This is a genomic window from Ruegeria sp. CDSC051, assembly GCF_059610665.1.
In genome coordinates this window covers 70,192-84,782 of the sequence record NZ_JBXWOC010000011.1, presented here as the reverse complement: position 1 = coordinate 84,782, position 14,591 = coordinate 70,192, and the positions used below count along the sequence as shown (strand labels likewise).

Annotated in this window: 12 protein-coding genes; 9 read left to right on the top strand and 3 right to left on the bottom strand. The window is 59.2% G+C overall.

The window, feature by feature from the left end:
• Complete coding sequence (locus tag AC2FH0_RS19430) at nucleotides 1-639, top strand: SDR family NAD(P)-dependent oxidoreductase (protein ID WP_496709770.1); 639 nt, start codon at nucleotides 1-3, stop codon at nucleotides 637-639.
• Here AC2FH0_RS19430 and AC2FH0_RS19425 read toward each other — a convergent pair.
• Nucleotides 633-989, bottom strand: coding sequence for a hypothetical protein (locus AC2FH0_RS19425; protein ID WP_142638033.1), 357 nt, complete (start codon nucleotides 987-989; stop codon nucleotides 633-635). The two genes, AC2FH0_RS19430 and AC2FH0_RS19425, sit on opposite strands and share 7 nt — an antisense overlap.
• A 164-nt stretch (nucleotides 990-1,153) precedes the next feature.
• Here AC2FH0_RS19425 and AC2FH0_RS19420 point away from each other — a divergent pair, with 164 nt between their 5' ends.
• From AC2FH0_RS19420 to AC2FH0_RS19395, 6 genes are all read left to right on the top strand, one after another.
• Nucleotides 1,154-2,392, top strand: coding sequence for an aspartate kinase (locus AC2FH0_RS19420; protein ID WP_496692876.1), 1,239 nt, complete (start codon nucleotides 1,154-1,156; stop codon nucleotides 2,390-2,392).
• A gap of 46 nt (nucleotides 2,393-2,438) precedes the next feature.
• Nucleotides 2,439-4,682, top strand: a complete 2,244-nt coding sequence (ptsP, locus tag AC2FH0_RS19415) for a phosphoenolpyruvate--protein phosphotransferase (RefSeq protein ID WP_496692875.1) — start codon at nucleotides 2,439-2,441, stop codon at nucleotides 4,680-4,682.
• 138 nt (nucleotides 4,683-4,820) lie between these two features.
• Nucleotides 4,821-6,266 carry a glucose-6-phosphate dehydrogenase gene (gene zwf, locus AC2FH0_RS19410; protein WP_496790140.1) on the top strand — a complete coding sequence of 482 codons (1,446 nt, stop codon included), beginning with the start codon at nucleotides 4,821-4,823 and terminating at the stop codon, nucleotides 6,264-6,266.
• 2 nt (nucleotides 6,267-6,268) lie between these two features.
• Nucleotides 6,269-8,074, top strand: coding sequence for a phosphogluconate dehydratase (edd, locus tag AC2FH0_RS19405; RefSeq protein ID WP_496692874.1), 1,806 nt, complete (start codon nucleotides 6,269-6,271; stop codon nucleotides 8,072-8,074).
• 5 nt (nucleotides 8,075-8,079) lie between these two features.
• Entirely contained in the window at nucleotides 8,080-8,712 is a 633-nt protein-coding gene (locus AC2FH0_RS19400; RefSeq protein WP_142638043.1) for a bifunctional 4-hydroxy-2-oxoglutarate aldolase/2-dehydro-3-deoxy-phosphogluconate aldolase, read from the top strand.
• A 50-nt stretch (nucleotides 8,713-8,762) separates the two neighbouring features.
• The gene (locus AC2FH0_RS19395; protein WP_496790139.1) at nucleotides 8,763-9,953 is read left to right on the top strand and encodes a pyridoxal-phosphate-dependent aminotransferase family protein; all 1,191 of its coding nucleotides are present in this window, start codon (nucleotides 8,763-8,765) and stop codon (nucleotides 9,951-9,953) included.
• 126 nt (nucleotides 9,954-10,079) lie between these two features.
• Here AC2FH0_RS19395 and AC2FH0_RS19390 read toward each other — a convergent pair whose 3' ends face one another.
• Nucleotides 10,080-11,195, bottom strand: coding sequence for a pyridoxal phosphate-dependent aminotransferase (locus AC2FH0_RS19390; RefSeq protein WP_496692872.1), 1,116 nt, complete (start codon nucleotides 11,193-11,195; stop codon nucleotides 10,080-10,082).
• A gap of 93 nt (nucleotides 11,196-11,288) precedes the next feature.
• Here AC2FH0_RS19390 and AC2FH0_RS19385 point away from each other — a divergent pair, with 93 nt between their 5' ends.
• Nucleotides 11,289-12,359: an SMP-30/gluconolactonase/LRE family protein gene (locus AC2FH0_RS19385; protein WP_496790138.1), complete on the top strand. Its 1,071-nt coding sequence runs from the start codon at nucleotides 11,289-11,291 to the stop codon at nucleotides 12,357-12,359.
• A gap of 66 nt (nucleotides 12,360-12,425) precedes the next feature.
• On the top strand, nucleotides 12,426-13,208 hold the full coding sequence (locus tag AC2FH0_RS19380; protein ID WP_142638050.1) for a crotonase/enoyl-CoA hydratase family protein: 783 nt from the start codon (nucleotides 12,426-12,428) through the stop codon (nucleotides 13,206-13,208).
• Between the two features lie 205 nt (nucleotides 13,209-13,413).
• On the opposite strand, the gene AC2FH0_RS19375 is transcribed toward AC2FH0_RS19380, so the two are convergent.
• The gene (locus AC2FH0_RS19375; protein ID WP_496790136.1) at nucleotides 13,414-14,577 is read right to left on the bottom strand and encodes a benzoate/H(+) symporter BenE family transporter; all 1,164 of its coding nucleotides are present in this window, start codon (nucleotides 14,575-14,577) and stop codon (nucleotides 13,414-13,416) included.
• Between the last annotated feature and the right edge of the window lie 14 nt (nucleotides 14,578-14,591).

Sequence of the window (14,591 nt, the reverse complement as noted above, 5' to 3'; positions counted from 1 at the left end):
ATGCATGTTGTTATCACCGGTGCTGGGCGGGGGATCGGAAAGGTTCTGGCGGACAGGTATCGTGCGCAAGGATGCGACGTAACGGGCACGGCTCGGGATGGCAGCGCGGAGGTGGCGCTGGATGTAACAGACCCGAAACAACATCAAGCGATGGCGGAAAAACTGGCAATGCGCCCTGTTGATCTGCTGGTCTGCAATGCCGGTGTATATCTGGATAAATCCCAAACCATCGATGGCTACCCCGCCGAAATGTGGGCGAAGAGTTTCGCTGCCAATGTGACCGGGGTCTTTCTGACAGTTCAGGCCTTGTTGCCCAATCTGCGCGCAGCACAGGGCAAGATTGCGATTTTATCCTCGCAGATGGCCTCGCACACGCGGGCGCCTGGTGGCAGCTATATCTACCGCTCGTCCAAGGCTGCTGTTCTGAATCTGGGGCGCAATCTGGCTGTGGACCTGCGCGGCGACGGCATTTCAGTAGGCATTTACCATCCCGGCTGGGTTCAGACGGATATGGGTGGGACCGGGGCTGATATCACGGTTGATAAGGCTGTTCAGGGCCTGATCAACCGTTTCGATACTCTGTCACTTGAAAGTACTGGGTGCTTTGAAACCTATGAAGGCCAGTCGCACCCTTACTGACGGGCAAGAGCGACTTTAGGGATCTCATATACCTCACCGGGATCAACGAAAATCACCATAACATCGCCTCGGTTTTCATAGGTGATCTTAGCTGCCGAATTTGTTGAATCCGGGATGCCATCGGTGAAATAGATGTTGCGGACTTCGCCATTTCCCATCGCAACCGCAAGCGTAGAGCTGCCGTCGTCACGGCGCCGCATTTCGGCGTTGCAAGTGCGCATCGCCTCGCCTGGGCTGGTCGCACAGGGCACCTTCCCCAAGGCGTTTTGACCGTCGGTGCCGGTCAGCGAGGCGACTTGCGCCGCCGCAGGTGTGGAAAATAGGGCAAGGACAAGGGCAAGACGGTGCATTGAATACCTCGTAGTGAATTTGATGCGTCAGGCTTACACCGTCATACGCGGTTGTAAAGCGATGCTAGGCCCCGACTGATGCGGTATTGCACTCTTGCTCTTGCGGCCCCCCTCGCATAAGACGCACGGGATCTGAATTCCAAGGCGCGGAGACATCAGCCCCCATGCCCGTACTCGTGATGAAATTCGGCGGCACATCCGTCGCAAATCTGGACCGTATCCGCCGTGCTGCAAAGCGCATCGGCGTTGAGGTGGCCAAGGGTTATGACGTGATCGTCATCGTCTCGGCCATGTCGGGCAAGACCAACGAGCTGGTGGGCTGGGTCAACGAAACCTCGCCACTGTTTGATGCGCGCGAATATGACGCCGTGGTGTCTTCGGGGGAAAACGTCACCGCCGGCCTTATGGCGCTGACATTGCAAGAGATGGACATACCAGCCCGCAGTTGGCAGGGCTGGCAGGTGCCGTTGCTGACCACCAGCGCCCACAGCCAGGCCCGGATCGAGGATATCCCGACCGACAACCTGAACCAGAAATTCGGCGAGGGTATGAAAGTGGCCGTTGTGGCGGGTTTCCAGGGTCTCAGCCCCGAAGGCCGTATCACGACACTGGGCCGTGGCGGGTCGGATACCACTGCCGTGGCCTTTGCTGCTGCATTCGGGGCCGAGCGCTGCGACATCTATACCGATGTCGACGGCGTTTACACGACCGACCCGCGCATCTGCCAAAAAGCGCGTAAGCTGGATCGGATCTCATTCGAAGAAATGCTGGAACTGGCCTCGCTTGGGGCTAAGGTGCTGCAAACCCGCTCGGTTGAGCTGGCGATGCGATATAAAGTGAAATTGCGCGTTCTCTCAAGTTTTGAAGAACAATCCGACGAGGCCGGTACGCTGGTCTGCGACGAGGAGGATATCATGGAATCCAATGTTGTGGCCGGTGTGGCCTATTCTCGTGACGAGGCCAAGATGACCGTCGTTTCCGTGGCGGACCGCCCCGGTATCGCCTCGATCATCTTCACGGCGCTTAGCGACGCGGGCGTGAATGTGGATATGATCGTTCAGAACATCTCGGACGAAGGGCGCACGGATATGACCTTTTCCTGCCCCACGGATCAGGTGGCGCGCGCCGAAAAGGCGCTGTTGGCTGTGAAAGACCGAGGAGAGCTGAACTATGCCGACCTGGTCGCAGATAATGATGTCTGCAAGGTTTCTGTGGTCGGGATTGGAATGCGTTCGCAATCGGGTGTTGCGGCAAAAATGTTCAAGATACTCTCGGATGAGGGTATCAACATCAAGGTCATTACAACCTCTGAGATAAAAATTTCCGTCTTGGTGGACAGGAAATACATGGAACTTGCGGTTCAGGCACTGCATGATGCCTTTGAATTGGACAAGGCGGCCTGAGCAATTCAGCCAAGGTTCACGCCTGAAACCTTAGACTGGTTGGGCTATGGCAGACGGCACTGAAACAGAATCCCGTAAGCTGCTGGTGCGGCTGCGTGAAGAGATGGCGAGCGAAGCTGCGGGTCAGGAACGTCTTGACCGGATCACTCACCTGATCGCAGACAGTATCCGGGCCGAGGTCTGCTCGATCTATCTGTTCCGCGACGAAGAAACCCTGGAACTTTGTGCGACCGAAGGCCTGTCGCCCGAGGCTGTTCATAAGACCCGTATGCGCATGGGCGAAGGACTGGTGGGGCGCGTCGCGAAATCCGGCAAAATCGTGAATACACCCGATGCGCCGTCAGCCAAGGGCTTTCGCTATATGCCGGAAACGGGCGAGGAGCGTTTCTCGTCTTTTCTGGGTGTGCCGATTCAGCGGCTGGGTGAAAAGCTTGGCGTTCTGGTTGTTCAGTCCCGCAACGCGCGCGAATATTCTGCGGATGAAGTTTATGCGCTGGAAGTGGTTGCAATGGTTCTGGCCGAAATGGCTGAACTGGGAGCATTCGTTGGCGAGGGCGCGGCCCTGTCGCCACGCCACCAGCAACCGGTTCAGTTTACAGGCGGCCCTGCACAAGAGGGCTCGGCCGAAGGCCATGTCTGGCTGCACGAACCGCGCGTTGTTGTTACCAACCCGATTGCCGATGACCCGCACCGCGAACAGGAGCGTCTGACCGAGGCGGTCGAAGAATTGCGCGTCGGTGTCGACAAGATGCTCGAGATATCCAAGAACGGCGACAAGGAACAGCTTCAGGTTCTGGAAGCCTATCGCATGTTCGCCAACTCCAAGGGCTGGATGCGCCGAATGGAAGAGGACATTGCACTTGGGCTTAGCGCCGAAGCTGCGGTGGAAAAGGAACAATCCCAGGCGCGCGCGCGCATGAGCCAAGTCTCCGACCCCTATCTGCGCGAGCGATTGGCGGATTTGGACGATCTCAGCAACCGTCTGCTGCGCATTTTGACCGGGCAGGGGCAGACAAACAGTGCCGACCTGCCACCGGACCCAATCCTGGTTGCCCGGAATATCGGTCCAGGTGACCTGCTGGAATATGGCCGGTCCTTGAAAGGCATCGTGCTCGAAGAGGGCTCGGTCGGAAGCCATGCCACCATTGTTGCCCGTGCTTTGGCCATACCACTGGTGGTCCATGTTGGGCGCATTACGACCGAGGCCCTGAACGGAGACCATATTCTGGTTGATGGCGATCAGGGCACTGTGCAGCTCAGACCAGAAGATACCGTGGTCAGCGCGTTCCGTGATAAGGTCGCGATGCAGGCCAAGGCGCAGAAACGCTATGCCTCGATCCGCGAAACGCCAACGGTGACGCGGGATGGAGAGCGGATCAATCTGGTGATGAACGCGGGTCTGATGGCGGACCTGCCTTCGCTGAACAATTCCGGTGCCGAAGGCGTGGGCCTGTTTCGTACCGAGCTGCAGTTCCTGATCCGGAATAAGATGCCCAAGCGTTCCGAGCTTGTGACGCAATATCAGCGGGTTCTGGATGCGGCCGATAAAAAGCGCGTGGTATTTCGCACGCTGGATATCGGGTCCGACAAAGTTCTGCCCTACATGAAACATATCGAGGAGCCGAACCCGGCCTTAGGCTGGCGCGCAATTCGGGTTGGCCTGGATAAGCGCGGCGTGATGCGGATGCAGCTGCAGGCTCTGATCCGGGCCGCCAATGGTCGTCCGTTGACAGTCATGTTCCCATTCGTGGCACAAGCCGAAGAGTATTATGAAGCGCGATGGGAAGTGAATAAGACCATCGACCGCGAGAAACGTCTGGGCCATGCCCTGCCTGAAAGTATTGAAGTCGGAGCGATGTTGGAAACACCCTCACTCGCTTTTGCACCGCAGAAGTTTTTTGACGAAGTCGATTTCATTTCAATTGGTGGCAATGATCTGAAACAGTTCTTCTTTGCTGCCGACCGTGAAAACGAGTTGGTCCGCCGCCGCTATGACTCGCTGAATGTCAGTTTCCTGACTTTTATCGAACGGATCGTAGAACGCTGCAACATCTCGGATACGCCGCTCAGCTTCTGCGGTGAAGACGCAGGACGCCCGGTCGAGGCGCTGTGTCTGGCCGCGATGGGAATCCGGACGTTGTCGATGCGCCCGGCGTCGATTGGGCCGGTCAAAAGCGTATTGTTGCGGGCAGATCTGCAAGCAGTGCGCAAGATCATATCGGACGCTCGTCATCGCGGAGAGCAATCCGTGCGACCAGCTGTGATGGAATGGTTACGCAGCCAGGGGTAGTGCGTCAAATCCACCCTTGCTTTCTTTTCTCGCTTTGCCTAAGGAAATGGGGAATGTTAGCGATAACATTTCCAATTCACCGGCGCTGTCAGCTTTAAGTGCTATTGTGGTTCAGCAGAGGATTGAAGGAGCCCGACGATGGTTTCACGCGTAATTCCCGTTAACCCGTTCGATCTGGTGCTGTTTGGCGCGACCGGTGATCTGGCGCAGCGAAAAATCCTGCCGGGTTTGTGTCATCGTTTCGAAGTCGGCCAGATGCCAGACGAAGCCCGGATTATCGGGTCTGCCCGATCCGCCATTGATAGCGACGCGTTTCGGGATCAGATACGCGCCTCGATGAAAGAGTTCGCGCCGGAATTCAAAAAAGACGTTCTGGACCGCTTTCTGTCACGCGTGGAATATGTACAGGTTGATGCCTTGGGTGATGCGGGCTGGGACAATCTGGCCAAGTCATTGCGCCCAGACGTTGTGCGAGCGTTTTACCTTTCTGTCGGCCCAAACTTGTTCTCGGGCATTGCGAAACGGCTGAACGATCACGATCTTGCAACGCCTGACAGTCGTATCGTTGTGGAAAAGCCGTTTGGTCATGATCTGGCCTCGGCCAAGGCGCTGAACGAAGGGCTGCGCGCCTGTTTCGAAGAACATCAGATCTATAGGATCGACCACTATTTGGGCAAAGAGACCGTGCAGAACCTGATGGCCCTGCGCTTTGCCAATTCCCTGTTCGAGCCGTTGTGGAACGCAACACATGTCGACCACGTCCAGATCACCGTGGCTGAAACCGTCGGCGTCGAGGGGCGTGGGGCCTATTACGATCAGTCGGGTGCAATGCGGGATATGATCCAGAACCACTTGGTACAGCTGCTGTGCCTGACAGCGATGGAGCCGCCGTCCAAGTTCTCTCCCAACGCGGTTCGCGATGAAAAGGTCAAAGTGATCGAGGCGCTTGAGCCGGTGATGCCTGCGGATATCGCCCGCGGTCAATACCGCACGGGCGAGGGCGGTGACGGGTATCTGGACCATGTCGGCAACCCTGCAAGCCGGACAGAAAGCTATATTGCGCTAAAGGTTCATTTGGGTAACTGGCGTTGGGCTGGGGTGCCTTTTTATCTGCGCACCGGAAAACGTTTGCGTGCGCGCGAGTCGGAAATCGCCGTCTACTTCAAGGATCCTCCACACACTATCTTCCCCAATGTAGGGCCATTGCATGGAAATGTGCTGGTGATCCGTCTGCAACCGGACGAAGGGATCACCCTGCGCACCACCATCAAAGATCCCGGTCCGGGCGGATTCCGGCTGTCGGATGTGTCGCTGGATATGAGTTTTGCCGAGGCGCTGGGCGCAGATGCGCGGGCTCAGGACGCTTATGAACGGCTGGTGATGGATGTGATCCGCGGTGACCAGACCCTGTTCATGCGTGGCGACGAGGCCGAAGCCGCCTGGGCTTGGGTTGACCCTATTATTCAGGGTTGGGAAAACCGGGGCGACCGGCCATCGAAATATGATCAGGGCAGTTCCGGGCCCGAAGAAGCTCTGATGCTGATGCATCGCGACGGGCGCCGCTGGCGTCAGATCGGAGGTTAGACATGGTTAATTCAGTTATCACCGACGTCACGCAACGGATTATAGCGCGCAGCGCCGATTTGCGCGGCCCGCATCTTGAGCGGATGGAACAGGCCCGGTCCAAAGGCCCGGCGCGGGCGCATCTGTCCTGCAGCGGTCAGGCCCACGCCTATGCCGGCGCAGGCGATGACCAACAATCGATGGCCACTGGTACGGCGGGCAATCTGGGCATCGTCACCGCCTATAACGACATGCTGTCAGCCCATCAGCCGTTCGAGCGCTATCCCGGCCTGATCCGCGATGCGATCCGCACCGCAGGTGGAACCGCGCAAGTGGCAGGTGGCGTACCGGCAATGTGTGACGGCGTCACGCAGGGCGAGGCGGGGATGGAACTGTCGCTGTTCTCGCGCGATGTGATCGCATTGGCTACAGGCGTGGCGCTGAGCCACAACACTTATGACGCCGCCGTGTTTCTGGGGGTCTGCGACAAGATCGTGCCCGGCCTTGTGATCGGCGCGCAGGCGTTCGGCCATCTGCCAGCTGTATTTCTGCCCGCAGGCCCGATGACCAGCGGTTTGCCAAATGACGAAAAGGCCAAGATCCGCCAGAAATTCGCCGCCGGAGAGATCACCCGCGCCGAGCTCATGGCCGCCGAGATGGCCGCCTATCATGGCCCCGGCACCTGCACCTTTTATGGCACCGCTAATACCAACCAGATGCTGATGGAGTTCATGGGCCTGCACCTTCCGGGATCCAGCTTTGTCAATCCAAACACACCGCTGCGCGATGCGCTGACAGAAGAAGGTGCGCGCCGTGCTCTGTCGCTCAGTGCGCTGGGCAACAACTATGCGCCGGTCTGCCAGATACTTGACGAACGTGCCTTTGTGAACGGCATCGTTGGTCTGATGGCCACTGGCGGGTCGACAAACCTGCTGATCCACCTGATCGCGATGGCGCGCGCGGGCGGTATCGTGCTGGATTGGCAGGATTTTTCCGAAATCTCCGCCGTGGTGCCACTGGTCGCGCGAGTCTATCCCAACGGACTGGCCGATGTGAACCATTTCCACGCCGCGGGCGGGCTGGGCTATTGCATTGGCACGCTGCTCGAAGACGGGTTGCTGCACCCCGACACGCTGACCGTCGCGGGGCAGGGGTTGCACAATTATACCAAAGAACCCAAGCTGAAAGACGGCGACCTGACCTGGGAGGACGGCGCAGGCCAAAGCCTGAATGACAAGATATTGCGCCCCGCCAAAGACCCGTTCCAACCTACAGGAGGTCTCTCGCGGCTCAGCGGCAATCTGGGTACCGGAGTGATGAAGGTTTCGGCGGTTGCCCCCGAGCATCAGGTGGTCGAGGCCCCGGTGCGGGTGTTCCAAACTCAGGATGCGGTCAAGGCGGCGTTCAAAGCCGGAGAGTTCACGGATGACGTCATCGTCGTTGTGCGCTTTCAGGGACCCAAAGCGAATGGCATGCCCGAATTGCATTCATTGACGCCGATGCTGTCGATCCTTCAGGGCCGGGGGCAAAAGGTGGCGCTGGTGACCGATGGCCGTATGTCCGGCGCCTCCGGCAAGGTTCCCGCTGCCATTCATATTTGCCCCGAGGCTCTGGATGGCGGTGCGATCGCCTATTTGCAGGATGGCGACATTCTGCGCGTGGATGCCATAAACGGCGCGCTCGAAATCCTCACCCCAGGTGTGCTAGATCGCACTCCGGCCACGGCTGACCTTTCTGCCAACCAACATGGTGTCGGGCGCGATCTGTTCGGCGCGTTTCGCAACGCTGTCGGCACCGCGGATACCGGCGCCAGCATCTTCGGAGTGTAAGACCTATGTCCAAAACACAACGCACCCGTGAAATCTGTGCCCTTGCCCCGATTGTCCCGGTTCTTGTAATTGACGACGCCGCCAGCGCACGACCTCTGGCCGAAGCTCTGGTCGCGGGCGGTCTTCCTGCGCTCGAAGTCACCTTGCGCACCCCGGCTGCGCTCGATGCGATCCGGGCGATGGCGCAGGTTCCCGGTGGCGTCGTCGGGGCGGGTACATTGATCACGCCTGATGACGTGCGCGCCGCGAAAGAGGCTGGCGCGCAGTTTGGCGTCTCGCCCGGTGCCACTGACGCCCTGATCGCCGCATGCGAAGCCCAAGACCTGCCCCTGCTGCCCGGCGCCGCAACCGCCACCGAGGCGATGGCCCTGCTGGAAAAAGGCTATGACATGCTGAAGTTCTTCCCGGCCGAGGCCTCGGGCGGGGCGCCTGCGCTCAAGGCTATCGGCGCGCCCTTGCCGCAAATCACCTTCTGCCCAACGGGCGGTGTATCGCCTTCAAATGCCCGAGATTACCTGTCTTTGTCCAACGTGATCTGTGCGGGTGGCAGCTGGGTAGCACCCAAACAGATGGTCGCAGAAGGCAACTGGTCCGGGATCGAAACGCTTGCCCGGGATGCCGCCAAGCTGATGGATTGACGCCGAAATTGGCCACGTTAGGGTAGGGCCAATTCAAACAGGTTGATCCCATGACACATCCAATCTCCCTCGCGCGTGGGCGCGAGTATCTGGCTATTCCAGGCCCCTCGGTCATGCCTGACGCAGTGCTGCAGGCGATGCACCGACCGTCACCTAATATCTACGACGGCGAATTGATCGAGATGATGCCCGATCTGATCCGCGATCTGCGTCGCGTTGCCCGCACGGCCCATAACGTGGCCATCTACATTGCCAACGGCCATGGCACGTGGGAGGCGGCACTGTCGAACACCATCGCGCCAGGTGAGACAGTGCTTGCACCCGCATCGGGGCGGTTTACCCATGGATGGGCCGAAATGGCCGAAGGGATCGGCGCCAAGGTGGATGTGATTGATTTCGGAACCAGCACGGTCTGGGATTTCGATCGCATTGCCGAGGTGCTACGTGCTGATTCGTCGCATGATATCAAGGCTATACTTGCAGTTCACGTGGATACCTCGAGCTCAATTCGCAACAACCTCCCGGCGCTGCGCGCGTTGTTGGATGATTTGGGTCACCCGGGGCTGGTGATGGCGGACTGCATCGCCTCGCTGGGATGTGAGCAATTCGAGATGGATGCCTGGGGTGTCGACGTGACTGTTACCGCCTGTCAAAAAGGGCTGATGACCCCACCGGGCATGGGGTTTGTATTCTTCAACGACAAGGCGCAGGCAAAACGGGCAGCAATGCCGCGTGTTTCCCGGTATTGGGACTGGCAACCACGAGCCAATCCCGAGCTATTCTACCAATACTTCGATGGTACCGCACCGACCCATCATCTCTATGGGCTGCGGGCCGCGCTCGACCTGATCCACGCGGAAGGGATTGAAAATGTCTGGGCGCGCCATCAACGCCTCGCTCAGGCAATTTGGACCGCCTGCGAAATCTGGGCACAGGGCGGTGCGCTGTCGTTGAACGTAGCTGACCGCGCCGACCGAAGTCATGCGGTCACCGCGCTGCGCCTGAGTGGAGGGCTCGGAACACCATTGCGATCCTATACCGAACAATCGCTGGGCCTGACTTTGGGAATAGGCCTCGGGATGGAAGATTGGGACGGCTGTTTTCGCCTGGGCCATATGGGACACATCAATGCACAGATGGTCTTGGCGATGCTTGGCGGCGTGGAAACTGCCATGGCCGCCCTTGATATTCCGCGCGGCACGGGTGCGTTAGAAGCCGCCGCCACCGCGCTTGTGACCTGAGACCAGCCCCCGATCTCAGTGCTAATCTGTATCTTCATCTGACTCAAAATACTTTCGGGGGGAATCGCGCAAACGGCGCGATGGGGGCAGACAGCCCCCCCGTCCCGATGGCCATAAGCGAGAGCTTCAGACGTTCAGCGCCCGGGCGTCAGCAAGCGCTTTTGGCAAAGAGGCGGCAAAAGCCCCTAGATTGGAGGCATCGCCGCAGCTCACTCGAATGCACCTGTTCTGAGGCGCGGCAAAGGGCATCCGAACGAAAACCCCCTGCGCCACCAGCGACTCCAGAACAGCCTTGGCAAACACCCCATCCTGACCGCAATCAATGGCCACGAAATTGGTGGCTGAGGGTAAAGGGTGCAGCCCGTTCTCCAACGCTATCGCGTTGATCCTCTCGCGCGCATCTGAGATGCGGGCACGGATTTGTAACAGCCAAACTTCATCCTGCAGCGCAGCCAACGCGCCTGCTTGTGCAGCCTTGTTCATACCGAAATGGTTGCGCACCTTGTTGAACGCCGAGATCAGGCCTGGCGCCCCAATGGCATAGCCGACACGCGCGCCGGCCATTCCGTACACTTTGGAAAACGTGCGCATCCGGATCACACGCGGGTCATCTGCGGCAACCGGCGCTGCAGTCCCGTCGGGGGCGCATTCCACATATGCCTCGTCCAGAACCAGCAAACAGCCATCGGGCAGCGCATCCAATACAGCCACGATATCAGTGCCCGAATGCCAGCTGCCCATAGGGTTGTCAGGATTGGCCAGATAGACCAGCTTAGCCTCGACCTCTGCGGCCTTGGTAAAGAGTGCCTGAGGGTCTTCGTGATCGTCGCGATAAGGAACCGTGTGTATCACCCCGCCAAACCCGGCGACGTGATAGTTGAAGGTCGGATAGGCCCCGTCCGAGGTCACAACCGTATCTCCTTGCCCAACCAGCAGGCGCACCAGATAGCCCAGCAACCCATCAATGCCTTCGCCAACCACGATATTTTCGGGTGAGACGGAGTGGTACTCAGCCAGGGCGTGGCGCAGGTTGTGGTTTTCTGGATCAGCATACATCCAGATATCGCCAGTTGCCTGCCGCATGGCCTCAATAGCGCGCGGCGAAGGGCCAAAGACATTCTCATTCGCACCCAGACGGGCCACAAATGGTGCACCGCGCTGTCGTTCCTGTGTTTCAGGGCCGACAAAAGGCACAGAAGCAGGAAGAGATTGGGCAAGCGGGGTATAGCGTGGATTGGTCATGCAGACAGATAAACGCAAGGTCATCCGACAGGCAACCTTGCTTTGCCTGCACAGTGCCCACAGTCTGGCATCAACAAAAACAAAGGAGTGTCCATGCGCATCGCGATTGGTTTGGCTTTAGTGGGGCTTGCCTATTTGATATTTTGGCCTGTTGGCGTGGACCCAGTGGCCTGGGAGCCGCCCGAAGCTCCGGGCTTTACCGGCGTGTTTGCCGAGAACAACGCTTTGGACAGCCTCGAACTGATCTCTTTGCCGGATGGGGAGGAAGGCCCGGAAGACATCGCGATCATGCCGGATGGCACGATCTACACGACATCCATGTCCGGCGCGCTTTATCGGATCGACGGCGACAGCCCGGTCAAGATCGACGACCTGGGTGGGCGCCCTTTGGGTCTGCAAGCTGGGCCGGACGGCGCGCTATATATCGCAGATAGCTACCGGGGGCTGATGCGCTGGACCGGGCCCGGCACGCTGGTATCCCTTGTGTCTGAGATTGGCGGGTCTCCGGTGGTCTATGCCAATCAGTTGGACGTGGCTCCGGACGGTACGGTCTATTTCTCGAACTCGTCTGATCGGTTCGATCCCGAAACCATGGGCGGTACCAAAGCCACCTCGGTCCTGACCATCTGGGAGCAGTCGGATACGGGATACGTGGCCCGCTATTCCCCTGATGGCACAACAAAAAAGGTGGCCGAGGGCTTTGTCTATACCAATGGTGTAGCGCTTTCCCCGCAGACGGATTTTCTGCTGATCGCCGAAACTGGCCGTGCGCGGGTGCACAAGCTCTGGCTAACTGGGCCGAGTGCTGGGCAGCGCGAGGTGTTGATGGAAAACCTGCCGGGATACCCCGATAACCTCACGGCGCAGGGCGACGGCACTTATTGGATGGCCTTCGCCAGCCCGCGGGTGCCGAGTGAAGCTTTGATGCCCTATCCCTTTTTGCGCAAGGTGATCTGGCGGCTGGGTCCTTTGGTGCGACCGGCGCCGATTCATCGCGGCATGATCGTCCAATTCGACGGGGATGGCTCAATCCTGCAAACCTTGCAGGACCCCGGCGGGCGGCTGGGCATCACCACGGCGGGTCAGGTCGTTGGTGACCTGTTCTATGTCATGACGCTGGATTCGCCGTGGTATGGCCGGATGCCCGTCGCTGATTTGCCCTGACGTCGTGGTGGCACTGTCCTCGTCTTGCTGGCATGGTTGACGCAACACTGATTTCCGGAGGGACCAATGTCTCGCGTTTCCATCGAATACAAAGACCATATCGCCCATGTCACGCTAACCCGTGGCGACAAGATGAACGCGCTGGACGAAGCCATGATCAAGGCGATCCTGTCCGCCGGGCAAGAGGTGGCGGTCTCCGGCGCCCGCGCCGTGGTGCTGTCGGGTGAGGGTAAAAGCTTCTGCGCCGGTCTCGACATGGCCAGCTTCGCCAGCATGGCCCACAAGGACCCAACCGAATGGCTGATGAACCGCAGCCATGACGACGCCAACGAAATGCAGGAGCTTGCCTTGATCTGGCGCCGTGTCCCCGTTCCAGTCATCTGTGCCATTCAGGGTGTGGCCTATGGTGGCGGACTGCAAATCGCACTGGGCGCGGATATCCGCATTGCCCAGCCCGAGGCGAAATTGGCGGTGATGGAGATGAAATGGGGTATCATTCCCGACATGGGCGGCATGGTTCTGCTGCCCGAGCTTGTGCGCTCGGACGTCCTGCGCTTGCTGACGTATACTGCACGTCCAATAGGCGCGCCGCAGGCGGCTGATTGGGGGCTGGTCACGAAACTCTCGGACGATCCTCTGACCGAGGCGCTGGCTCTGGCTGAAGACATCGCAGGCCAAAGCCCTTCAGCCATCCGTGCCGCCAAGCGCCTGATCGACGTGGCCGAAAACCGTTCGCGAGCCGACGTTCTGCTGGCCGAATCTGCCGAACAGGTGGAGCTGATCGGCAAACCCGATCAGATGGAGGTTGTCATGGCGCAGATGCAGGGCCGTAAGCCCAAGTTCAAGTAGTCACCACATGAATCCCGATGCGCATCGCGGACCTGCACGTCAGGCAGTGGGGTGTAGGCTTTGCGCATCTGATCCAGCGTTACTTGAAATGAATTCTCTGGGTTGGACCTAGGTCTGTGCTTTCTTGATCCGGCGTACCACCAGAGTTCCCAATGATCCAAATTTTGGCCGGTTTTACTTTGGCTGTGGCCTCAAGGCAAAGCGGCTATCGCAGCCAGTTAGTCACCAGATAGGCAATGCCACCAGCCAGCAAACCCCAGACCGCGGCCCCCAGCCCGAAGACTGTGATACCGGACGCAGTGATAGCAAAAGTCAGGATCGCCGCCTCACGCTCGGCCACAACCTCCAGCGCAGCGTGGATCGCATTTGCCAGCACACCGATCAGTGCGACCCCGGCCAGCGTCCCCATCAGCAACGGATCTGCATGGGCGGCAAATCCGGTGATGGCCACGGCAAAAACACCAAACAGGCAATAGAATACGCCACCCATGATGGCCGACCAATAGCGCAGCGCAGGATCGGGATGACTGTCCTGATTTGAGCACATCGCGGCGGTGATGGCGGCAAGGCAGGTGGCGGGGGCTCCGAACGGGGCGGACAACAGGCTGGCCCCTCCGACGGCCGAGAACAATTTGCCCGGCACGGGCGTAAAGCCAAAGCTGCGCATCACCGCGATGCCGGGGATGTTCTGTGTCGCCATGGTGACGATGAACAGCGGCATTCCGATCCCTATGGCCGAGGCCAGCGAGAATGTAGGCATGGCCCAGATCGGTGCCGCAATCAGACGCTCGGGCATGATCGTTGTATCTCCGGCGTTCAGGATGACTATAATGGCTGCTGCGATCACTGCCGCGGGAACCGCAAACAGCCGGTTGAACCGCCCCGCGATGAACCATGTCAGGATTACGGGTAGCGCCTGCCACGGAATCTCGACGGCCGCCTTGAACGGGAGGATACATAGAGGCATCAGAACCCCGGCAAGCATTGCCTGCGCTAACGTGGTCGGGATTGCAGCTGCCAACCTTCCCAGCGGCTTCCACAACCCAGCCACAACCGTCAAAGCGCCAGCGCACAGGAACGCACCGATAGCTCCTGAGAATCCCTCGACAGGTGTGGCGGATACAGCCAACAGCGCGACACCCGGCGTGGACCAGGCGACACTGATCGGCAACTTGTAGCGCAAGCTCAGCACGATGGCGGCCAGCCCCATGGCGATGGCGGCGGTCATCAGGCCCGATGCGGCCTCCTCCGGTGACGCACCCATCGCATCCAGCCCCTGCAGTACAATGGGGAATGAGCTGAAAAAGCCGACGATGGCCACAACCAATCCGGTTGAGATGGTCTGCATCGGTGGAAATGCGCGTGTCATCCTGCCCTCAGCGT